Annotated in this window: 24 protein-coding genes and 2 pseudogenes; 6 read left to right on the top strand and 20 right to left on the bottom strand. The window is 61.3% G+C overall.

From position 1 onward, the window contains the following. Positions 1 to 60: 60 nt before the first annotated feature. The 3 genes from tnpA (at position 61) to tnpC (ending at position 2,312) form a co-directional block, all read left to right on the top strand. A complete protein-coding gene (tnpA, locus tag GIB19_RS03265; RefSeq protein WP_196167337.1) occupies positions 61 to 381 on the top strand; it encodes an IS66-like element accessory protein TnpA in 321 nt (106 codons plus the stop codon). Continuing rightward, positions 378 to 713 (top strand): IS66 family insertion sequence element accessory protein TnpB, encoded by a 336-nt coding sequence (tnpB, locus tag GIB19_RS03270; protein ID WP_003189483.1) that lies wholly within the window; start codon positions 378 to 380, stop codon positions 711 to 713. The genes tnpA and tnpB overlap by 4 nt, the downstream gene beginning before the upstream one ends. 63 nt (positions 714 to 776) lie before the next feature. Then, on the top strand, positions 777 to 2,312 hold the full coding sequence (gene tnpC / locus GIB19_RS03275) for an IS66 family transposase (RefSeq protein WP_196996377.1): 1,536 nt from the start codon (positions 777 to 779) through the stop codon (positions 2,310 to 2,312). A gap of 54 nt (positions 2,313 to 2,366) precedes the next feature. On the opposite strand, the gene GIB19_RS03280 is transcribed toward tnpC, so the two are convergent. Then, complete coding sequence (locus tag GIB19_RS03280) at positions 2,367 to 2,804, bottom strand: acetyltransferase (RefSeq protein ID WP_014717580.1); 438 nt, start codon at positions 2,802 to 2,804, stop codon at positions 2,367 to 2,369. 531 nt (positions 2,805 to 3,335) lie between these two features. Here GIB19_RS03280 and GIB19_RS03285 point away from each other — a divergent pair. After that, positions 3,336 to 3,833: pseudogene (locus GIB19_RS03285) on the top strand (zinc-binding dehydrogenase); the annotation flags it as partial. A 719-nt stretch (positions 3,834 to 4,552) separates the two neighbouring features. Continuing rightward, a pseudogene (locus GIB19_RS03290) lies at positions 4,553 to 5,925 on the top strand (transposase). A gap of 175 nt (positions 5,926 to 6,100) precedes the next feature. Here GIB19_RS03290 and GIB19_RS03295 read toward each other — a convergent pair. The 14 genes from GIB19_RS03295 to GIB19_RS03360 all read right to left on the bottom strand — a co-directional run bounded on the left by GIB19_RS03295 (position 6,101) and on the right by GIB19_RS03360 (position 17,346). Then, complete coding sequence (locus GIB19_RS03295) at positions 6,101 to 6,829, bottom strand: TIGR03747 family integrating conjugative element membrane protein (protein ID WP_274883531.1); 729 nt, start codon at positions 6,827 to 6,829, stop codon at positions 6,101 to 6,103. A 35-nt stretch (positions 6,830 to 6,864) separates the two neighbouring features. Then, positions 6,865 to 8,991 (bottom strand): type IV conjugative transfer system coupling protein TraD, encoded by a 2,127-nt coding sequence (gene traD, locus GIB19_RS03300; RefSeq protein ID WP_274883532.1) that lies wholly within the window; start codon positions 8,989 to 8,991, stop codon positions 6,865 to 6,867. A 9-nt stretch (positions 8,992 to 9,000) separates the two neighbouring features. Beyond that, entirely contained in the window at positions 9,001 to 9,420 is a 420-nt protein-coding gene (locus GIB19_RS03305; protein ID WP_274883534.1) for an integrating conjugative element protein, read from the bottom strand. Then, positions 9,417 to 9,971 (bottom strand): transglycosylase, encoded by a 555-nt coding sequence (locus tag GIB19_RS03310; RefSeq protein WP_274883536.1) that lies wholly within the window; start codon positions 9,969 to 9,971, stop codon positions 9,417 to 9,419. The genes GIB19_RS03305 and GIB19_RS03310 overlap by 4 nt, the downstream gene beginning before the upstream one ends. After that, positions 9,953 to 10,672, bottom strand: a complete 720-nt coding sequence (locus GIB19_RS03315; protein ID WP_274883538.1) for a TIGR03759 family integrating conjugative element protein — start codon at positions 10,670 to 10,672, stop codon at positions 9,953 to 9,955. The genes GIB19_RS03310 and GIB19_RS03315 overlap by 19 nt, the downstream gene beginning before the upstream one ends. A 10-nt stretch (positions 10,673 to 10,682) precedes the next feature. Further along, positions 10,683 to 11,354 carry a hypothetical protein gene (locus tag GIB19_RS03320; protein ID WP_274883539.1) on the bottom strand — a complete coding sequence of 224 codons (672 nt, stop codon included), beginning with the start codon at positions 11,352 to 11,354 and terminating at the stop codon, positions 10,683 to 10,685. Further along, positions 11,351 to 11,857, bottom strand: a complete 507-nt coding sequence (pilL2, locus tag GIB19_RS03325) for a PFGI-1 class ICE element type IV pilus protein PilL2 (protein WP_274883540.1) — start codon at positions 11,855 to 11,857, stop codon at positions 11,351 to 11,353. The genes GIB19_RS03320 and pilL2 overlap by 4 nt, the downstream gene beginning before the upstream one ends. A gap of 130 nt (positions 11,858 to 11,987) precedes the next feature. Then, positions 11,988 to 12,476, bottom strand: a complete 489-nt coding sequence (locus GIB19_RS28340; protein WP_446731372.1) for a DUF5983 family protein — start codon at positions 12,474 to 12,476, stop codon at positions 11,988 to 11,990. Beyond that, positions 12,365 to 12,703 carry a hypothetical protein gene (locus GIB19_RS03335; protein ID WP_274883542.1) on the bottom strand — a complete coding sequence of 113 codons (339 nt, stop codon included), beginning with the start codon at positions 12,701 to 12,703 and terminating at the stop codon, positions 12,365 to 12,367. Before GIB19_RS03335 ends, GIB19_RS28340 begins: the two co-directional genes overlap by 112 nt. 66 nt (positions 12,704 to 12,769) lie before the next feature. Beyond that, the gene (locus GIB19_RS03340) at positions 12,770 to 13,264 is read right to left on the bottom strand and encodes a JAB domain-containing protein (protein ID WP_274883543.1); all 495 of its coding nucleotides are present in this window, start codon (positions 13,262 to 13,264) and stop codon (positions 12,770 to 12,772) included. Positions 13,265 to 13,330: 66 nt separating this feature from the next. Beyond that, positions 13,331 to 13,588, bottom strand: coding sequence for a hypothetical protein (locus GIB19_RS03345; RefSeq protein ID WP_274883545.1), 258 nt, complete (start codon positions 13,586 to 13,588; stop codon positions 13,331 to 13,333). A gap of 67 nt (positions 13,589 to 13,655) precedes the next feature. Then, positions 13,656 to 14,177 carry an STY4534 family ICE replication protein gene (locus tag GIB19_RS03350; protein WP_274883546.1) on the bottom strand — a complete coding sequence of 174 codons (522 nt, stop codon included), beginning with the start codon at positions 14,175 to 14,177 and terminating at the stop codon, positions 13,656 to 13,658. A gap of 745 nt (positions 14,178 to 14,922) precedes the next feature. Next, positions 14,923 to 16,890 (bottom strand): DNA topoisomerase III, encoded by a 1,968-nt coding sequence (locus GIB19_RS03355; protein WP_274883549.1) that lies wholly within the window; start codon positions 16,888 to 16,890, stop codon positions 14,923 to 14,925. Positions 16,891 to 17,001: 111 nt separating this feature from the next. Beyond that, positions 17,002 to 17,346, bottom strand: coding sequence for a helix-turn-helix domain-containing protein (locus tag GIB19_RS03360; RefSeq protein WP_125859217.1), 345 nt, complete (start codon positions 17,344 to 17,346; stop codon positions 17,002 to 17,004). A gap of 105 nt (positions 17,347 to 17,451) precedes the next feature. Between GIB19_RS03360 and GIB19_RS03365 the strand changes: the two genes are divergently transcribed. Then, positions 17,452 to 17,670, top strand: a complete 219-nt coding sequence (locus GIB19_RS03365) for a hypothetical protein (protein ID WP_125859216.1) — start codon at positions 17,452 to 17,454, stop codon at positions 17,668 to 17,670. Positions 17,671 to 17,772: 102 nt separating this feature from the next. Here the strand turns inward: GIB19_RS03365 and GIB19_RS03370 are convergent, their stop codons facing one another. From GIB19_RS03370 to GIB19_RS03390, 5 genes are all read right to left on the bottom strand, one after another. Beyond that, positions 17,773 to 18,201: a single-stranded DNA-binding protein gene (locus tag GIB19_RS03370; protein ID WP_125859215.1), complete on the bottom strand. Its 429-nt coding sequence runs from the start codon at positions 18,199 to 18,201 to the stop codon at positions 17,773 to 17,775. Positions 18,202 to 18,206: 5 nt separating this feature from the next. Next, positions 18,207 to 18,701, bottom strand: coding sequence for a DUF3158 family protein (locus GIB19_RS03375; protein WP_274883555.1), 495 nt, complete (start codon positions 18,699 to 18,701; stop codon positions 18,207 to 18,209). After that, the gene (locus tag GIB19_RS03380) at positions 18,698 to 19,453 is read right to left on the bottom strand and encodes a PFL_4669 family integrating conjugative element protein (RefSeq protein ID WP_125859213.1); all 756 of its coding nucleotides are present in this window, start codon (positions 19,451 to 19,453) and stop codon (positions 18,698 to 18,700) included. Before GIB19_RS03380 ends, GIB19_RS03375 begins: the two co-directional genes overlap by 4 nt. A gap of 150 nt (positions 19,454 to 19,603) precedes the next feature. Beyond that, positions 19,604 to 20,815, bottom strand: coding sequence for an STY4528 family pathogenicity island replication protein (locus GIB19_RS03385; RefSeq protein WP_274883557.1), 1,212 nt, complete (start codon positions 20,813 to 20,815; stop codon positions 19,604 to 19,606). Continuing rightward, positions 20,809 to 21,360, bottom strand: a complete 552-nt coding sequence (locus GIB19_RS03390; protein WP_125859211.1) for a DUF2857 domain-containing protein — start codon at positions 21,358 to 21,360, stop codon at positions 20,809 to 20,811. Before GIB19_RS03390 ends, GIB19_RS03385 begins: the two co-directional genes overlap by 7 nt. Position 21,361: the final 1 nt, after the last annotated feature.

Raw genomic sequence — 21,361 nt, forward strand, 5'->3', positions numbered from 1 at the left:
AGGGCGATGGTGTCCGCGTATTTTTAAGCGGACGCGATCACCCTTATCGCCAGGATTTCCATGCGCCAACGAAGCTCTTATCCGAAACCATTCAAAGCCCAGGTCGTTCAGGAATGCCTGCAACCTGGCGCATCCATTTCCAGAGTCGCCATCAGCCACGGTATCAATGCCAACGTCATCCGCAAATGGCTGCCGCTCTACCGAGATCAGCCCGCAGCGACTTCACTACCGGAATTCGTCCCGCTAAAAGCCGCACCTAAACGGCCAGCCGAAGCGTCAGTGATCATCGAGTTGCCCATGGCCGACCAAGTGATCACAGTGAAATGGCCAACCTCAGATCCCGAGGGCTGCGCGCAATTTATCCGGGCTGTCGCTCAATGATCCGCATTGATGCAATCTGGCTGGCCACCGAGCCGATGGACATGCGCGCCGGTACCGAAACGGCATTGGCCCGGGTGATCGCGGTGTTCGGTGCGGCGAAGCCGCACTGCGCTTATCTGTTCGCCAATCGACGGGCTAACCGGATGAAAGTGCTGGTGCACGATGGCGTGGGCGTCTGGCTCGCCGCGCGCCGACTGAATCAAGGCAAGTTTCACTGGCCCGGCATTCGCCATGGTTGCGAGGTCGAACTCGACAGCGAGCAACTCCAAGCGTTGGTACTTGGCCTGCCGTGGCAGCGGGTCGGCTCAGGCGGCGTGATCAGCATGCTGTAACCGCCGGCCATTTGGCCGGTCTGCTTGTCGTCGTATCAAGCTTGCTCTGGCACAATCGGCGGCATGAGTTTCTCGCACAACCTCGACCAAATGACCCCGGAACAGCTTCGTGCTTTGGCGGCACAGGCGTTGCAGTTGCAGTCCCAAGTCGAGGCGATGAGCAGAAAGATCCAGAACGATGAAACCATCATCGAGCAGCTCACTTACGAAATCGCCCTGCTCAAACGCCACAAGTTTGCCAAGCGCAGCGAGCAAATCAGCCCGGCGCAAGGCAGCTTGTTGGATGACCTGCTCGATACAGACCTTGAAGCTATCGAGGCCGAGCTGAAACAACTCCTCCCAGCCTCATCACAGGCCGAGCCACGGCAATCGCCGAAACGTGCGCCATTGCCGCCGCAGTTTCCGCGTACCGTGATTCGTCACGACCCCGAAAACACCCAGTGCGCCTGTGGCTGCTTACTTCAGCGCATCGGCGAAGATGTCAGCGAAAAGCTGGATTACACGCCCGGCGTGTTCACGGTCGAGCAACATGTGCGTGGCAAATGGGCCTGCCGTCAGTGCGAAATACTGATCCAGGCGCCGGTACCGGCCCAAGTAATCGACAAAGGCATCCCGACCGCAGGCTTGCTGGCCCACGTCATGGTAGCCAAGTTCGCCGATCACTTGCCGCTGTACCGGCAGGAGAAAATCTTTGGCCGCGCCGGGTTGGCAATCGCTCGCTCGACCTTGGCCCAGTGGGTCGGACAAACCGGCGTGCGGCTCCAGCCGCTGGTCGATGCACTGCGTGAAGCAGTGCTGAACCAAGGTGTGATTCATGCCGACGAAACACCGGTGCAAATGCTTGCGCCAGGCGAGAAGAAAACCCACCGGGCCTACGTCTGGGCGTACAGCACCACCCCGTTTTCAGCACTGAAAGCCGTTGTGTATGACTTCAGCCCCAGTCGTGCCGGCGAACATGCGCGTAACTTCATGGGCGACTGGAGCGGCAAGTTGGTCTGCGACGACTTCGCAGGCTACAAAGCTGGTTTTGAGCAAGGCATCACTGAAATCGGCTGCATGGCCCACGCCCGGCGCAAGTTTTTCGATCTGCACGTCGCGAACAAAAGCCAGTTGGCCGAACAAGCGCTGCACTCGATCAGCGGCTTGTACGAGGTCGAACGCCAGGCGCGGGACATGAGTGATGAAGATCGGTGGCGAACACGTCAGAAGTTGGCGGTACCGATCAGCAAAAAACTGCATGACTGGATGTTGGCCCAGCGCGACATGGTGCCCAACGGATCAGCCACGGCCAAAGCCCTCGATTACAGCCTGAAACGCTGGGTAGCGCTGACGCGCTACCTGGACGATGGAGCTGTACCCATCGACAACAATCAGGTCGAGAACCAGATACGGCCATGGGCACTCGGGCGCTCGAACTGGCTGTTTGCCGGGTCGCTGCGCAGTGGTAAACGGGCGGCTGCAATCATGAGCCTGATCCAATCGGCGCGTATGAATGGGCATGATCCGTATGCCTATCTCAGAGATGTGCTGACCCGGCTGCCGACGCAGCGAGCCAGTGATATCGGGCAATTGCTACCCAATCAATGGATGCCGGCCTGATGAATAATGAATCGCCCCGAAGCAGAAGCTTAGGAGCGATTCACGATTACAGCCCTAGCCGGGCAGACTCAGGTGCAACAAGGGGAAGGGGCGGCCCTCGCCATCTAGCGGAGAACGACCTGTTTGAACAAACCCGTAATGTAAATAGAACCCTACCGCTTCAGGGTTCTGTTCATTCACATCAACACTCATCTGACTGCGCGAACTGCGGGCATGATCCAGCAGTGCGCGGCCAATCCCTTTCCCTCGCAGATCTGGTTCGATGAAGAGCATCTCTACGTGGTTTTCATTGAGCCCGATGAACCCTAGCGGGCAGTCCTCGGCATCTACCGCAACCCATAATTCAACAGCGGGTAGGTAAATATCGCGGAGCTGAGGAAGCAATGCCTCGATATCGGATTCTTGCAGGAAGTGATGTGTGGCGCGAACGGAGCGCAGCCAAATGTTGAGCAGTTGCGGATGGTCGGCGTTAGTAGCCTGACGAATGATCATAGAATCATCCTTTACACTTGATATCGGAAATGAGGCGCGCTAGTAGATAGCGACCGTATAAGTGTCGGCAACGTGTATGACCGCTTCGCGAGTTAACGCCTGGGCGGTTCACGGCAGAGGTAGCCGGAAAGGAGGGAGGAAGGACGATACTGAGAGGCTTTGGGGGTGTCAATAAAAAATTACGGAAGGGAATGGTGGAAGCATACCTGACAGATGGTGGCCGGGCCGGTAGGGATCTCGCGCCGGACGCTAGAACCGGATGATGTCAGGAGCTTACGGTGACTTACCCGGACGCTTACGCCGAAAGGGCCAAGCGGCTGCTTGCAGGTTTAGAAATCCAGCTCAGAATTTCAACTGAACCATTCCCTGTTGCTCGAAAGCATTTTCATTCCAGCGGAAGCCCTTTCGTCACTCCACATTAATCACGACCTGCAGTGGCGGCCGCCATCGCAGGCTAATGAATTGATGCTGCTTCCTATCGCAGATGTCTGCTTTGGATCCAGGCTCTGTGTAAACGCCGTAAACACATCGGTATCGATTTTTGCCGGGCAGTTGGCAACTGCACTCGGCGCCCACGGTGATCGTTACCTCCAGCAGCGATGCCAATCTGGAGGCAGTGAAAAAGCTCAGCGCAGTGGCTGGCGTGAATTATCGGGCCTTCCCTCGCCGGGAAGAGAAAGTGCTGAAACTCACCGAAGGCCAAAGGCGTCGATTTGCTTCTTGATGTGGCTGCAGGCGAGGGTTTGAAACAGTCCCCTGGCAGCCAAAGCCGCCGGCAAGATCGCTCAAATCGGCTTTCTCACCGGCCAGACCCCCTTGCTGAGCCTCATGCCGCTGATCTTCCTCCAAACCACGATTCGTGGCATCGCCGTTGCGCCTCGTTCGTCGTTTAATCGCATGAACGCATTCCTGAACGAGCACCAGCTCCGCCCGGTTATCGATCAGACCCACTCGTTCAACGACGTGCACAAGGCGTTCGAAGATCTGGCACGAGGTATATTTGGCAAAGTAGTTATCAAAGTCACCTGACTCGTTTGACTTGACCTTGGATGGAAAGGATCGGGGGCTGATCGACGTGGCATGTCGAGATCCTTTGCTTGCTGAAGTTGTCCACCGCAAAGGGCAGCTTGGGGCCATACACGAAACTAGTGCAGTGAACGATTTGACATAATTAATGGGAATTACTCCGACCATTCATGCTCAGTTTTAGGGCCGCCAAATTTCTCTACTAAGGCTAGTGCTAACTGACTCATGTAGTGATCAGGATTGCTTTTGCAGTAGCTATCGGCAAATGCAAGTGCCTTATCGTTATCATAGATCTCTGCCTGAAGGTTATTTGGTGCTGTGCGCACATTGCTACCACTGGCAAAACCCAATAGCCACATTGCGAGTGGTAGCCTTAATGAATGGCCGGCTGAGTCGCTCCATTGTGTGCACGAGTAAATGGCTGGGCCTGGCATTGTCACCGTCTCACTGGCTGCAGCTGTGAGTGACGAAGTAGACACTAGTAGTGCTAGAATGTGGCGTTTCAATCCTTACTCCTAAGTAATAAGTAGGCGACCCATGCTGCCGCATAATCTCTGGATGAATGTCGTATAATACTCCATTGTTATGCCAGCCTAAAATGAATCGCCCCGGCTATACTATGCGCCTTTGAGGGGCTGCTTTTAGCCGATTCTGTTGAAAAAGTAGCTCCCCTGGCTGGCCTCCGGCAAAATCTCCGCATTGGCCGGAGGGGATCACACAGCATGATGGGACAGTTATCGAGTGGGCAGGAGCGACTGTTTTACTCGTTCAACCTTGAAGATCACATCCCAGCCAATCACCTTCTGCGCAGCATTGATCGGTGTCTCGATCTGAGCGACCTGCGCCATTACCTCTCCGATTTCTATAGCCCGATTGGACGTCCGTCGATTGATCCTGAACTGATGATCCGCATGCTGATCGTCGGCTACTGCTACGGCATCCGCTCCGAACGGCGGTTGTGCGAAGAGGCCCATTTGAACCTGGCGTATCGCTGGTTCTGCCGGTTGAGCCTTGAAGATGAAGTACCCAATCACTCGACGTTTTCCAAAAATCGACACGGCCGTTTTCGGGACAGTGATCTGTTTCGCTGGTTGTTCAATGAAGTGCTGCGTCGCTGCATGGACGCCGGTCTGGTCAAGGGCGAAGGCTTTGCCGTGGACGCCAGCATTATCAAAGCAGATGCGAGTCGACAGCGCGGCGTACCGGGAGATGAACAGGTCAACTGGAGCGATCCATCTCTGAGCACCCGCGCCGTGCGTGAGTACCTTGAGGCACTCGATGAAGAGGCTCTGGCCGAAACGCTACCGAAGCGCCTGTCGCTGACTGATCCTCAGGCCCGCTGGACCGCTGCTCCAGGAGGCCCAGCTTTCTACGCTTACTCCACGAATTATCTGATCGATACCGAGCACAGTGTGATTGTGGATGTGGAATCCACACCGGCTCATCGAACCGCAGAAGTCGAGAGCACCAAGACGATGATCGAACGGGTCGAAGCGCAGTTCGACATCAAGCCGGAACGCCTCATTGGCGACACCGCTTACGGTACAGCGCCGATGCTGGCCTGGATGGTGGAGGAAAAAGACATCGAGCCGCATGTGCCGGTGTGGGACAAAACCGAGCGCAAGAACGATAGTTTTTCGAGTAACGATTTCCACTGGAATGAAGCGGCTGAGGAATACCGCTGCCCGGCCGGCAACCCATTGCGCAGCGAATGGCGAGCCTTCAAGAATGAGCGTTCGCACGTCACCAAAGCCAACACCATCATCTTCCGATCCCGGCAGACCGACTGCGTTGCCTGTCCGATGAAAGCCAAGTGCTGCCCGAACACTGCGTTCCGCAAGATCGCTCGCAGCGTCCATGAAGCCGCTCGCGATGTGGCTCGGCGCATTGCAGCAACGCCGGCATATCAGCGCTCTCGCCACGAACGTAAAAAGGTCGAATGTTGTTTGCCCACCTCAAGCGCATCCTGAAATTGGATCGCCTGAGACTACGTGGCATGAGTGGTGCGACGGATGAATTCACGCTGGCCGCTGCGGTGCAGAACCTGCGACGGCTGGCCAAATTTTCATCTCAAGGGCCACCAGTCACGGGATAGGTGCGCCTGCACCAAGCAAAAAATCTCAAATTAACCCAATAACAGAGCAGCAAAGGTCATCGAAGGGCCGAAAAACCACTCAATGTGGTGAGCAGGTTCTCCGGTGGTGGTCGTGCCTGAGTTCAGTCCATTTGAAAATCCGACTTTTTCAACAGAATCAGCCGGTAGCGGACAGTCAAAGATATTTTTTGAACGTTGCAGCCGTGATTGCCACCATCCATCCAAGCAGTACGACGCATGGCAGTAACACCCAAAAGGGATTCACCGAGAAAGGGAGGGAGAGGTAAATGACCCAGGGACTCACGACTAATGGCGACAATGTCCGCTTCGCTCGATGGTAGATAAAGCTGCTTTCTCGGCCGGCTCCGAATTTGCGTAGGTCACGGCGCATCAAACCATCGATGGTTCCGGTAACCACGGCAAGCAGGAACAGAGGCATAGCGAGAGTGAGAACGGCCAGGCGAACCACAAATGTGAAGACTGTAAACAGGGCTGCCAACAAGTAGTTCTGCACCTCGACGTAGGCCTGGGCAAATTGCCCCTGCAGCGACGGCTCTCGATTGAGCAGTTTTACCTGCGTGTCGGATTGCGCCCAGCCAGAGCGGACCACGACCCAGTCGTTCAGGTGCTCAAGGATTGTCGCGGTCGCTTGTGCCGGCTCTTGCACGAGCAGCGAACTCTTAAAGTGGCTGCTGAGCCAGCCGAGCTCGGTCTGCCACATGGCATGGCTGTGATGCCAGCCCTGTTCTGGCCAGAACCACACCATGCCAACGAACTCCAACACGATGGAGAATACCAGCGCGGCGAACAGCAGGCCGAGCAGCTTTAGGCATAGCTCGACCATACCGAAAATGAGCCCCGGGCGTCGTTGTGCGGGAGGTTGGCTGGGTGCGGTGTCGGGCATACGGGCTCCACAGGGCTCGATTGTTGCCGGGCCGTTCACGAGGAGCGTCTACGTCCAGGCGGTGGTATCTCGGGATCGAAGTCGACCGTCGGCGCACCTCCGGCGTTGGTCCACCAAGTACCCGCATTGGCGTTGTAGGAGTCACGCATGCGTGCAGCGAGGGTCTGTAGGTCCGCTGGCATGTCATCTTCACTGGCCGGTTTGGGCAGTGGCATCCGTACCTTCCACAGTTGCCCGCCTTCTTGGAACGAAAACATCTGCCCCTTGGGCAAGGCGATGATGTGCGCCGGTTCGATCAGCGGCACGGCAGTGGTGGTGACTCGGTCCTGCGAGGAGGAAGTGAAATCGGTGCGAGCATCAGGGTCGGCGGTGTCGGTCGCGCCAGAAACCAGTGCGCGGGTCTGCACGTTGACCTTGGGCAACTGATTGGTCAACAGTTCCGCGGTCGCGGTGTCCCGCACCCGCAGCATCTGCAGGGTGTTGAAGTTACCGATGACCTGGCCTGCCTTGGCCCGGTTGCCGATTCGCGCCTCTATGTCGCTCAAGGTCTGGGTGTAGGCAGTGACCTGGATACCAGCGCCTCCACCCTTGTTGATCAGCGGAATGAACTCGTCGCCCATCAACTCGTTGAACTCGTCGGCGTGCAGGTTGATCGGCACCTTGTCCGTGGCGCTGGAGGAGCCTGGCAGGCCGTGATCGATGCCATGCTTGTAGATGTGGCCGGCAACGGAGACCAAGTCGGCAAACATCGAGTTGCCGACTGCAGCAGCCACCTCAGCATCAGACAGCGCATCCAGGCCTACGTAGACAATGCCGCGTTTGCGGATGACCTGCAGCCAGTCGAAGATCAGCCGTGGGTCGTCCAAGTCGGTGTAGTTGGGGGCAAGCAGTTGCGCGGTCTTGCCGCTGGTGAGCTTCTCCAGCAGCGGTAGTAGCGAAGCCACGATCTTGTCGAAGTAGGTGCGGTCGTAGCGCACTGCCGAACGCAGGCCGTCCATCACCGGATCGAAGATGCGCTTGGCGGTCAAGTACTGTTCAATGGCGACCACGCGCTTTTCTCGACCGATCATATGCCGCGGTATGTTCTTTTCGTTCAGGCGGCCTTCGATCTGCACGACCGCTTCCCAGGCCTGCGGATCATGGCGGACGAAGAAGTGCTGAGCGTACTCGATGAACAGTGCATCGATGTTCACCACGTGCCGCTGGATCTGCAGGTAGTCCGGGCGCCGGCCGAGCTCTATCAGCGCTCGAGCGATGATGTTGACGAAGCGCCAGGCAAATTCACGGAACGCTGCGGAGTTGCCTTCACCGCTCAACTGGCCGGCGATCCGTGTAGCGACTTCCGAGATGCGGCCGAAGCGGCCGATGGCGTTGTAGCGCGCGGAGATCTCCGGCCAACCCAAGTGAAAGACGTAAAATTCGTTTTCGCGGCCAGCTCGCTTTGCATCCGCATACATGCTGGTGAGGAGCGCGGCATCGCCCTTGGGATCGAAGACGATCACCACTTCCCGAGAGGGCCGGTGGATATCCTGAGTGATGTATACCTGAGCTACCCGTGTTTTACCTACCCGGGTGGTGCCCAGCACCAACGTGTGGCCCACGCGTTCGATCAATGGCAGCGAGACCTCCTGCTCATCCGGCTCGACGCCATGCAACAACGGTGAGCCGCCGACCGGAGGCAGCGGACGCACCGGATTGAACGGGCTGTCCCAGGCAGTCAGGCGGGGCAGCAGCGACAGCCCGGGTGGAGCCTTCTCCAGCACATGTTCCATCCGCCGCGCCCATTGATAGGCGGCTGACTGGTTGACGTAGCGGGCCAACGCTGGATCCTGAGCCTCAAGCAGGCGCTGCGTATGCAGGCGGGTCCAGCGAAAGCCGCGGCCTATGAACAGGCGTTTGCCACTCACCGGAATCTGCCGGCTGGTCAGCGAGTAGCGCGGTAAGCGTCGGATGTTACGGCGATAACGCAGGACGATTCGCGCCTCGTTGAGCCGCTTGAGGCCGAACGCGGTGTAGGCCAGGGCCATCCCGGCGCCGACCTCGGGCGACAATGCCACTGCCCAGGGCGAGTGCAGGCACAAGGCGCCGGCACCGGCGCAGATGCCCACGGTGTACAGCTCCACCGCCGGCCGCAGCAGGGATTCCATCGCGTGATCGCCCATGATGTTTCCTCATTGCTCCAGGCTGGTAGCTGTGATGAGCACGGGGTAGTGCTCCAGCTCCAGCCGCTCGGCGATGTCGTCGCCACTCACTGGCCAGATCTTCACCCCAGGGGCCGCCGCCTGGATACGGCGCAAGGCCTGGACGTCGGCGACCTCGACCGCCAGTCCACTGGCGCCCAGGTCCCGCAGAACCTGCGCATGGCGGGACAACCACTCCAAGGAGACGGCGTCCTGCCCGACCAGGAACAATGGTGTGATGGCGGGGAGGTTCAGAGCTCTAGTCTGCACGGTACCCGGCGTGAGGCGCTCACTGCGCACCGGCAGCACCCATTTCAGTTTGCTGGGATCGGGGAACATGCTCGGGGCGGCGATCGTGGCGAGCGGTAACGACAGGCAGATGACCAGCGCCATCAGGCAGAAGCGGTTCATGGCAGCGCCCCTCTAGGAAAAGACGCAAGCGCCTCGATGCGTTGCCAGTGTCGGCTGAACTGTCTGCGATAGCGCGCCGCCGGTGCACCGCCGGCAGGCCGGTGATAGCGGCCTGCCGCAACGACCCAGTCGCCCGTGTCGGCATAGTGCGTGCGCAACAGGTCGGCGGTGACGGCAAGGTTCGCGCGTGGGTCGAGGGCGTCGCAGGCGCTGGGGTAGCGGTCCGGGTGGTAGCCAAGGTTGGTCTGTCCCAGTCCGACGTCGATGCGTTTGGGGTTGTGGTCGGCGAGCGCCTGGCGAAGTGCGGTACAGGCTTCATGGCGGCTGGCAAAGCGCTGCGGCGTGCCGGCAACATTCAAGGTCCAAGGCCAGGGCATGAGGTGACCGCGCAGCGGCGTGCCGCTTTCCTGCAGGGCGATGGCAAACAGCACGGAGACGGGGATACCGGCCCGCGCGGCGGCCAATTGATAGGCTGGCGGCGGCAGGGCGGCCGCCTGGACAGCGCTGACCGCGGTCAAGGCCAGGGCGAGGATCAGTCGAGACGCTGCCATTTTCCGTCTACCTGTTGGAAGCGTGCCGGCAACGGGCGGCTGGCGCCCAGCGCGAACCAGCGACCGCGGTCGTGGTTGAGGGTCACCTGACCGCCGCTGACTTGGGCGGGGGTAATGCCAGCGCCACGCGCCCACTGGCGCAGGCGCGCATCGTCACCTTGGCTGCCGACGAGGTACACGTCCAGGCGTGCGCCGGCACGCAGCCACTGCTGGGTACGGGTCACACAGGCTGGGCAATGTTCTTCTACGAACAGAGCAGTGCGGCTGCTGCTCGTGGACGCTGCGTCGTCGGCCATGCCCTGGACGGGCAGCATTCCCGGGTACAGTCGCGCCCAGGCGGCGGTGTAGGCTTTCTGGTAGGCCAACTCGCGTTCGGCGCGTTTGGCTTCGAGGCGGACCTGCAGCTCGGCATAGCGCTGTCGTTCCTGGTCTGAGTTGGCCTCCACGCCCAGGGTGGTGAGCGGGTCGAGCTGCGGCGACCAGTAGTGGCGAGGCCCGGCCTGCAGGCGCTTGAACAAGGCCCACTCGTCATCGGTCAGCCCCCAGGCCTTGGCTTGAGTCGCAGCGGAATGCTGTTGGTCCAGTGGCGTCTGCTCGCTGTACTGCGGGGCAGAGTCGACCAGTGTCGGCGCGCTCCAGGCCGAGCCTGCCAGCAGGCCGGCGGGGAGCAGGATGAGAGGGAGGGCGAAGAGCCGAACCATAAGCACCTCTTCACGGCAGCGGCAGTGTGCGGTCGTCATGACCCGGGACGTGGAACACGGCCTGGTCTGCGCGGATCGCACGCAACTGCCAGTTGTTCAGGCTGTCGCCGGGCTGCAGCAGGTGCACATCCGACAGTGCGCCCGCACCGGCGGGCTGGGCTACCACAAACCTGACGGCGCCCCGGGTCTCGATTCCGAGCAGGGTGAAGGGCGGCGTCGGGGCTCTGGCCTTGGCTTTTTGGACGGCGGAAGCAGCCGGCCGTGTGATGGCGGCCGCTGGCACAGCCGGTGTTGACGATAGTTTCTCGAGCGCCGCCTCTGCTGTGGCCAGTCGTTGCTCCAGTGCGGTCAAATCTGCGCTACTGGGGCCTCGGGGTGTCGCTTGAAGTTCTTTCAGTGAAGCGGTCAGCTCTGCCAGTTGCTGGCTGAGGCCTACCTGCGCTGAGGCACTCTGGTCTTGCGCTTCGCCCAGCGCTACTACCTGCGGCTGCAGCGTCGCGAGCGTATTGCTCAGTGCATCGATGTCGCGGCGCAGGGCCGGCGCGGGATCGGCGGAGGCATTACGGGCGGCGGCCTGGAGCTCAGCCAGTTGCTGGTGATGGTTGTACGTTTCGGCGGCGAGCACGGCGGTGCCGAGACACAGCGCACCGATCACCAGGGCCTGAAAGTGTTGAACCTTCATGGCGCAATCTCCAGGGTCGAGAAGGGTGTTTCGGGCGGTGGTAAGCGCAGGGCGTAGCACACGGTCCGCTCGACGGGGTCGATGTCGAGCCGCCAGGCCGGGCCACCGATGATGGTCAAGGCGTCCAGCAGCGCGATCGGGCCGAGCTGGTGGTGCACGGCAGGCAGGGGACGGCGGAACAACCGATCCACCACCGCGCTGTCGGGGCAGAGTGAGTAGCCCGAACGCTGAAGCACGTAGCGCAGAGCTTCGCCGACACTCGCGTGCAGGGCAGGGGCGATGTGCACGTTGATGAGCTGGTACAGGGGCTGGCGCTGCTCCAGCGTCGGCCGGGTATTGGCCAGGGTGTAGCGGTCCTGGCGTACCCAGGCCGGTACTAAGCTCTTTGGCTGGGACGATGAGGTTGACGGCTCAGCCGGTGCAGGCGTGGGCGCCGGTGGCGGTGTGCTGCAGCCAACCAGCGCGATCATCAGACCGAGGATGGGGAGTGGGGAGGTATGCATGACCAGGTCTCGACAAAAGTTGCCGACACCTTGGCGAAAGTGCGGGCGGGTCCCCACTGAAAAACCGAATCCAGTCAGCCAGATTTCCGTCGAGGCCACAAAAAAAGGCGCCCATGTGGGGCGCCTTGGATCAGTTTTCAGTGAACAGGGGCAGTTCCGGAAGCGCTGCTGCGTCGGGGTCAAAGATCAGAAAACGGGTGTCTGCCTTACCTGCCAGAAGGAGCAACTGGAGTAACGCGGGCGGTACAGGATCATCGCGCAGGCGTGCACTGACTTCGTCGATGCTGCAACTGCTGCTTCCTGTCTTCATTCCTGCTATCCAGGGTGTCGAATACAACTTGCAGCCCACGGCATGGCTGCTGTTGAGTTCAAAACACTCGAAGAAGCTCGCCGGTGAATTACACCACGCGCGTACTTGCAGGTACTCGAACGCTTCCGCCGGCAGGTGAGCGCTGCTGATTTCCCAACTGCGGCTGTAGTGCCCGGTGGCAAAGGACAGCTGCTCGATCAGGTCGCGTGCAGCTTTCTCGCTGGGAGGTCGCCGAGGTGCAGCAGGCGTCCGAGGTGACTGCCAATGACCTGGTAGAGCACCGTACTCACCAGACCGTCCGCCGGGCAGCGCATGTGCACAAATGATGGCACCCTTTCGCTGTCGGTGATAACGGCATAGTCGTCATTGAACAGGCATGGCCGCAAGTTGACGGCCTCATTGGGTAGCTGGTTCTGGGCAGGGTGCAGCGCGCGGTAGCAGGGCGGGCAGTTGTCGGCATAACTGATCTGGACGACACGCTCGAAGCGAAGATCGTGGAAGCCGCGAAGAAACGGGTTGCGAAGGGAAGGGGGCATGATGGTTCTCCGAAGGCGCAGAGGCCACCCCGAATTGGCGGTGGCCCCCTTGGACAGAGGTGGCTGTTAGAGCCAGCCGTATTCGGCCAACGAAAGCGGGGTGGCTTCGCCGACGATGATGTGGTCCAGGACGCGGACCTCAACCAGGGCCAAGGCCTCGGTCAGGCGAGTGGTGAGTACTCGATCGGCACCGCTCGGTTCCGAGCAGCCGGAAGGGTGGTTGTGGCTGAAGATCACGGCGGCCGCATTGTGCTCCAGTGCCTTGATGACCACCTCGCGGGGATACACCGAGGCCCCGTCGATGCTGCCGGTGAATAGGATGTCGAAGCTCAACACGCGATGACGCGAGTCGAGGCAGAGCAGGGCAAACACCTCGTGGTGGTACGGGGCGAGTCGCAGTTTCAGGTAGGCCGCGGCATCGGCGGGGGTGATCAACTGCTCGCCGCGCTGGAAGTGACGCTGGTCCAGCAACTGCAGGGCCTCGGTGATCAGCGCATCCTCACGGACGCGTTGGGCCAATACGGGGTCGAGTGGGTCGACCCGGTTCAGGGCAGTGTTCATGGGCAATTCCTCGTGGGAGATGGAGCGCCCCCTGGGGGAGTGCCCCAGGCTGGTGAAATGCGCCACTCAAAGACGCGTGAAGCGATGACGGGGACCGTGGAGCGAGCTTTGGCAGCCCTCGCACGGTCGGGTGGAAAAGGCCTCGAAACCGGCGCCGGTGTGTGGGTCGAAATCGGCGCTCAGTGGCAGCAGGGCTTGGAGTTGGGTGCGCATATGGGCGATGCGTTGCTCAACTTCAGCCTCGCTGTAGTACAGCGACAGCGCGCTGAAATCGTCATAGGCGACCGCCTGTAGGCAGTCCTCGCATAGCCAGAAGCTTTCCATGGCAACCTCCGACGTGAGTGAACAACAGGCGCTCGTGGGAGCACCTGTTGTTGGCGGTCAAGCTGCCTCAGGCAGGCTGAGGTGCGGCGGTCGGATTGGACTGGCGTGGATCGGCGTCACCGCCGGTGTCCGCGTTTTCTGCTTCCGTTTCCTCTGCAGCTTCAGGGGCACTGGCAGCGTCAGTGCGAGCGGGCGCACGGTAGCTGAGCTGGCCATCGACCTTGATCCACTCGATGAAGATCAGGCGGCCTTTGAGGCTGGCGCCGGGTTGCCCCTTGCGCTCGCCTTTCTCGTACAGGAAGGGATCCACCCAGATGTCGCCGATGCGAAACGCGATCAGGACCTTGCGGTCTGCACGGACGTCTTCCAGGTGTTCACGGATCAGCCGGTCGGCTTCACCAGTGGCGACCTTGCAGTCGAAGCGGGTGTACTCGACGTCGTCCGAGGCACCGTGCAAGGCGGCGATGTCACACGCCATGAAGGCTTGGCCGCGGCGTACCGGGACTTCGCGAACACGGTTCAGGTAACCAATGCCTTGGGTGTGCAGGTTGAAGTAGGTGGTGGGGGCGTTATTGCTTGCAGTCGTCATGATAGAGCTCCTGTTTAGCAGAAACGCGGACAGCCACCGGCCCTGGCGGCGGGTGAGTGCCGCAAGGGGGACGTGCAAAAACGTGGTTCGGTGTAGAGAGCGCTCATCACCGAGGGGACGGTGACCGTGCGAGCTGCCGAGCGCGCATCGCACTTGGGGAGAACCACCCGAAATGGGCGTAGCCTCGAAGGTTCTGGCTACCTTAACGCTGTCAACGACAGCGGTGTGCAGCTCATCTATAAAACGCGGGCAAAGTCCCGTCAACCGTGGATTGCAGGCGATCTGGGCGGGTGGAAAGCGGTGGAGTTCAGTGGATTCGCGAAGGCGAAAAAATAGCCCGACGGTCATCAGGCTAGGAAGAATTGGACCACCCTTGATCCGGCAACCTACCAGCGAAGTTCGTCGCAAAACTTCCGCGGTTGATCCACCTGGATCACCCGACCCTTGTCGTGGTCTGGGTCGGAATCAACTGGCACGCATCCGCGCACAAAAGGTGCCCAGTGTTTCGCCGGCGGGCACCGGAGCTGAACATCGTCGCCGAAGCGGATGACCCCTGAGGCCTGGCACAAGCCGCACGGGTCATCCACCTGGACAACTTGGGAACGCGGTGAAGCCATCCGAAGATGCAGTGAAGTGTGGCTCCGAACTCTACGAGTCTGACCGAGCTGCCCGGAGCGAATCGGTCTTGGATCGCCTCGTGGCGAAGGGCACCTTCACTACACCAGCGCTATGATGCCTAGTCAAGTCACGGTTTTTCCCCCTGCTTGGGTTTCGCCACCGGCTTGGTGCCCTTGCATTCCGGGTAGCGGGTGCAGGACCAGAAGCTGCCGGTGCGACCCTTGCGCTGACGCATGGCACTGCGGCACACCGGACAGAAGGGCCCCTTGCTGGGAGGCGGGCGCAGGCTGAGCGAGGCGTGACTGCGCACCAGCCGGGTCAGCCACTCTGCCTGCTTGGCGAGGAAGGTCTCGACGCTCAGTTGCCCTGACTCGATGCGGTCCAGCGCCTGTTCCCAAAGCGCGGTCAGCACCGGGTCGGCGACCTCCGGTGGCACCGCTTCGATCAAGGTATGTGCCGCCGCCGAGGCGGCCAGACTACGTTTTTTCTTGATCAGGTAGCCGTGATCGATCAGGCCCTGGATGATGGCGGCGCGGGTGGCTTCGGTGCCGAGCCCGCAACTGTCCTTGAGCGTCTGCTTGAGCCGAGGGTCGTCTACCTGGTTGGCGATGGTTTTCATGGCCTTGACTAAGGTGCCTTCCGTGTAGGCCTTGGGCGGCTGGGTGCGCTGCGCGTTGACCGTCGCGTCAATCAATGTCAGCGCTCCCGCCTCACGCAGGGCGGGCAGGCGCTGGGCCTGCGCAACTGGTTCGTGACCATCACCTTCGTTGATCACCGCTTTCCAGCCAAGGTTCAAAATCTGCTTGCCGCGGGCGAGTAACTGATCAGCCTGGCTGTGCAACAGCGCCTGGGTTTTCAGGTACTCATGCTCGGGCAGAAACTGCGCCAGGTAGCGGGCGCGAATCAACGTGTACACCGCCCGTTCACGCTCGGAGAGCTGCGCCAGGTCCAGCGAAACAGCGGTGGGAATGATGCCGTGGTGCGCGGTGATTTTCCCGCTGTTCCAGGCCCGGGAGCGGCGGCAGGGGTCGACGTCTTTCAGCGTTTGTCCCAGTGAAGGCATGGCCGCCGCCAGGGCGTGAAGGACACGCGGTACCTCATTGAGCATGCTCTCGGGAAGATAGCCGCAGTCGGTCCGGGGGTAGGTGGTCGCCTTATGGGTCTCGTACAGCGCCTGGACGACCCCCAGGGTCTCCTGCGCACCGAGCCCGAGCTTGGCTGAACAGACCTCCTGCAGGGTGCCCAAATCAAAGGGCAACGGTGGGCCTTCACGAACGTGTTCGACCTCCACACTGTGGACCCTGACTGACCCCTGCTGGAGCAGACGTCGCGCTGCTGCCTGTGCGGCTACCTCGTCGATGCAGCGCCCAGCGTCGTCGCAGACAGTGGCGGGCGGCTGCCAGCGGGCCAGAAAGTTCGTGCCGTCGACTTCCAGCTGAGCGTCGACGGGCCAGAACGGTTGCGGCACGAAGCTCGCGATGGCTCGATCGCGCTCGACCATCAGACGCAGCGTCGGGGTCTGCACCCGGCCGACCGGTAGCAGGCCGTCGACACCGGCACGGCGACCGAGCACGGTGAACAACCGGCTCAGGTTGATGCCCACCAGCCAGTCCGCGCGGGAGCGGGCCAACGCGCAGTGATACAGCGGCAAGGTCTGCTCGCCCGGGCGCAAGCTACCCAGGCCCCGACGGATCGAGGCGTCATCCAGGGCCGAGAGCCACAGGCGCAGGACCGGCCCCTGGTACTGGCAGCGTTCGAGAATCTCCCGGGCGATCATCTCGCCCTCGCGGTCGGCGTCGGTGGCGATCACCACCTCGCTGCAGGTGCGTAGCAATTGGCTAATCACCTTCAGTTGGCTGGCGACCTTAGGTTTGACGACCAGTTGCCAACGCACTGGGATGATGGGCAGATCGTCCAGTGACCAGCGCTTGTAGTCCCCATAGGCCTCAGGAGGCGCCGTTTCCAACAGATGGCCAACGCACCAGGTGACGGTGACCCCCGCACCTTGCAGGCAGCCGTCGCCACGCCGACTGGCCTGCAGCACCCGGGCGATATCACGAGCTTGAGATGGTTTTTCGCAGATAAACAGGCGCATACGCAGGCCCTCTCGGTGGGTACCGACAGGGTGGCGGCGTGGGGAGGGAGCACCAGCGATAATCCGAAGCCGCCGTGCTCCTGTTGGTGTGCAGCGAGATCCGGCAGACGGTTACTTGCGCTGCGCCAGGTGGGTGGCCAGCGTTTGCAGAAACTCCAAGGCAAACTGCTTATCTGCTTCGCCCAGCGCCTTGATGATCGACGTGATCTGCACGTCCTGGTCCTGGGGGCGAGGGCTGATGGCCAGTAGCAGCTCATCGGCGGGGCAACCGTAAAGGTCGGCCAGTTGCAGCAGCTTACTCACGGAGAGCTCAACCTGGCCACGTTCGAGTCGCGACACAGCTTCACCGGAGATTTTCAGGTACTCGCCTACCTTCGCTTGGGTCAGACCACGGGCGAGACGATACTCCGCCAACTGGCGGCCAATGTGATGTGGGCTAGGCTCTTTGACTGGCAACGGGGACGCTCTCCAATTCGACCCATATGGTTGACCAACCACCCAAAGATATGAACGGCCACAAAAATAGCTGTATGACCCGCCTGTCCACACGGAGGCTGTGATTTGCACGGATCAAACCAGAGTGAGGTGGATGCACTAGCGATCAAGGCCTATGAGCTGTTCATGGCCACCCACCTGGAACCGGACAGCCTCGAGGCGCGCGCCAGGTTGATCGACTGGGTCCAGGAAAGTCCGGCGCACTGGCGGGCGATCCTTGCCCTGGACCAGTACTTGGAGGAGGTGTCGCAGTTGTTGCAGGGGGCCCAACGGGGGAAAGCCTAGCGAGAGTAAAAGCCCAGCAGGCGTCGGGGTTGCCCGCCGGGCAGGTTGCACAGGTCCAGCGATATCGCGCTGCGGGCGGTGATTCCACTGAGTACCATGCGTTCAGCCGGCCTTGCGCGACGCCTTCTTGCCGGCCCCCTTGCGCCCGGAACCGGCGTTTTCCTGTGCCTTCTCGCGCATGGACACCGACGCCAGGCGGTGCGGCAGGATGCCAATACGCCGAGCCTCGACCTTGAAGGTCACCCGCGCATTGTCCTCGCTGTCTTCCCACTCGTCCTTGACCGTCCGGCCCTCGACCAGGATGCGCATGCCTTTCTGGAACAGGGTGCTCCAGTGTTCGGCGTCGCGGTGCCAGAGCTCGACTGGGGCCCAGTAGCCGCCACGATCTTCGTAGCCGCCTTCACGCGGCACCGGATTGTCGAAATACACGTTCAAGCGCAACAGGCGCCGTGGTTCCTCTGGGTTGTTGTTGAACTCCTGAAATTCCGGAACGCTGCCGATATTGCCTTCGCCAACAAAGAACGTACTCATGCGTGCTACTCCTCGGTGGGGGAACGGGAAAGAGCGAGTTCGGCGACCTCGAGCTTGCTGGCACCGGTGATGGCCTGGCGATACAGCGACTGCAGGCTGCTCATCTGCAGGTTCAGCACTACGCGGTTGGTCTCCAGCTGATACAGCGCCTGCCGCAGCTCGGTATGCAGCCGCGGATGAACTATCGCCTCCTGCCACACCGCCACGCCCATGCGCTGAAAGTCTGGGCTGCGCCAGCGCAAAAAATCGGTGCCGGTCGCGCTGTGCTGCACCACCAGTCGCAGGTCCAGCAGCGAGAAGGGGGGCTGCGCCATGATCGCCAGCATCACGCCCATCAATTCGGCGACCTGGGTGCGCAGGCGCAGGATCGTCCCGGCGAACTGCTGCAGCTCCCCCTTACCCTTAAAAGGCTTTAAAAGGCCTTTTAGGGAGGTACCTTGTGCAAACTCGCGATAGGCCTCTGCAGACAAACGTCGGGCAATTGCGTCAGCGAGGGTCATACGTCACCTCCGTCGACTGGCGCATCCGGTGTGGGCGGGGGCTCGGCCTCTGGCGCTTCGAGAGCTTCGGTCACCGCTGCAGCGGCGCTGCGGGCGATCGGTGGGGCGAATTGGGAACGACGGGACCCTTCCAGAATGTCCTGCGGCGGCAGGCCGAATTTGTCGATGGCCTCGCGCGCGCGGGCGTTGTTGGCAGCCATGTCATCCCGGCTGACGCCGGCCACGCGGTACTGCTGTGCCAGGCCCAACAGGCTGCGCAGGACATGCGCACCACCATCGATCCAGGATTCCATGTCCATGCGCCCGATCAGCGCGGTGTGGTGGGCGAGCAGTACCCGACGGACCAGGACGTCGTAGTCGGTCAGCAAATAGATCGCGAGAAAGCCCAGCTGGCTGCCGATGAACAGCGGCAGGGTGACGGGGTGGATGTTGAGGTTGTCGCCGACATCGACCTGAGGCGGCAGGGCGCGCTCGACGTGGCTGACCTGCTGGGTCAGTGTGCGTAGCTGGGCCTTGGCCTGTAGCAGCTTTTCTTCCAACTGCAGCATGAACCAGTCGGCGTACGGATCGTCCTGGCTACTCGCCTGTTTGAGCAGGTTAGTCACCGCGATGTAGCCGGGCATGCCCAGAATCGGGTGCACCCCGTCGCCGCGGCTACGGCCCTGCCACAGTCGCGCCGCGTGATGAGTGTGCAGGGTGAGGGTGATGCTGCTGCGCAAGGAGCCCAGGTTGAGCTGGTAGTGATCGGCCATCGCCAGTACCTCGCCGTCGAAGTGAGGCTGACGATGGGCTGAACGGTGAAGGCCGAGGGGGATTAACGTGAAGCTGGGCTGCTCGCATTACCGGTAGTGGACCTGTATGGATATGATGGCAGTGGCATCAAATCCACAGACGTCCAGCGCCTATGACGCAGAACCGAGGCCGCGACAGCGTTGCTTCAGTTCCTCCAGGCAGGAGAGGGCGAGTGGCGAGGCGGTGCGCGGATCGCTGCGGCGTGGCCGTTCGCTGGCCGGCGTCGACACTGACTCCGGCCTTGACGCGCGTGAGGGCGCAGCCGCAGGCGTTGTCGCGTCGGCGCGGGCTGCCCAGAGGGTGAATTCGCCCTGGCAGGCGCGCTTGATCAAACCCATCAAGTAGGCGACCGGTTTTCGGATCTCGCCGCGAGCGCAGCGCACCGCCGCTTCGTTGATCACCGCTTGTTGCTGTTCAGGCTCGAGCTGACGCATCGCCTGGGTGGCCATGCGCCGCTCGGTCGGGTTGAGCGGTAGATCCTCCGGCCATCGCGCTCGACCGAACTCCACCTGCGCCAGTACCGTACTTTTTTTGCTTTTGTCTTTCTGTACTGTACGGCCGGCGTCAGCATTCCGAACCCCAGCGGAAATCGGGGTATGGCTGCTGCGTTCGGATTCGATGGCTGCGTTGCCTGCATTCCGAACGGGGAGGTTTTGACTGCGTTCGGAATCCTCCGCGTCAATCAAAGGTAGCGCCTGTTGCTGCGCCGCGACGGAAGTCGAATGGACCTTGTCCTTGTCCGCCTGGGCGACCTGTGGGTCGGCCAGGATTTCTCCGATCACATGCTGCGCCACATCACGCACGCCCTTGGCGGCATGGGTGAGGTTCTGCTGCAGCAGTTGCGCATAGCCGGTGTCCAGCTCGAGCTGCTCGGCCGGGGTCAGCGGATCACCGTGCAGCACGTAGACGCAACCGCGCAGGCAACCTTGGGTATCGCGAGAGCGGTCGACTAGGCTGAGCCAGCGGGTGGTCCGCAAGACGTTCAGTGCACGGGCGATGGTTTCGCGCGATGCCTGGGTGCCACAGGGGCTGGTTGCGAGGTAGGGCTGCAGGTCTTGGTAGCGAGGTGTTTTAACCTGGCGCTCGGTGATCAACCAGCGCAATACCTGCCAGGTGTTGCGCTCCAAGGGCGTCAGCCGACGGTCGAGCAGCAAGGCCTGCGGAAACGGATTATTGTCGCCGTAGTAGATCGTGCGCAGCGGCGCCTCCTCGGTGGCAGCGGCCAATTTGGCTTGCGCGGCCTGCCACTCGTTACGCCGCCGGAGTGCTTCATAGCACTGGCGCACCACGTCCTGCCAATCGACCTCGTAGAAGCTCAGCATGGGGCACCTCCGTACAGTTCGACCTGTTGCCAGACCAGGGTCAGGCTAATCTGCTGCTCCTCGGCGAGCATCATCATCGTGTCCAGCGGATCGTTGTCCGGATCTTCCGCCCGGAGCTGGCTCCAGCGGTTCCACACCGCATGTTCCTGCGCCTCACTGAGCTGAACCGGGCGGCCGCGGTGGGTCCCGATCTTCAGCACGCGGCGCCGCAGTGCGGTTTCCGAATGGTCCAGGCCGAAGCAGCGGTACATGATGTTGGAGCTCGCACCCAGCTTGAGCGCGCGGTTTATCAAGCGCTCGTTCTGTTCATCGCGTTCAGCCTGGACAATCAAGCGGCGCAGCACGGTGGTGTCGACTTTGACCTCGACCCAGGCGATCGACGAATGCGCCAGGTGCGACAGGGTGGTCGGCGGCAGCGACTGCAACACTTCGATGTCCTCGTCGGCCAGGCCCAGGGCTTTGCAGCGTTGCAGGCGGCCATGGCGCAGCTCATGCAGCACCTGATTCAACATGGCATGGTTCAACAGATTGAAGGTCGTGCTCATG

This window comes from Pseudomonas sp. ITEM 17296, assembly GCF_028895205.1.
Lineage (GTDB): Bacteria > Pseudomonadota > Gammaproteobacteria > Pseudomonadales > Pseudomonadaceae > Aquipseudomonas > Aquipseudomonas kermanshahensis.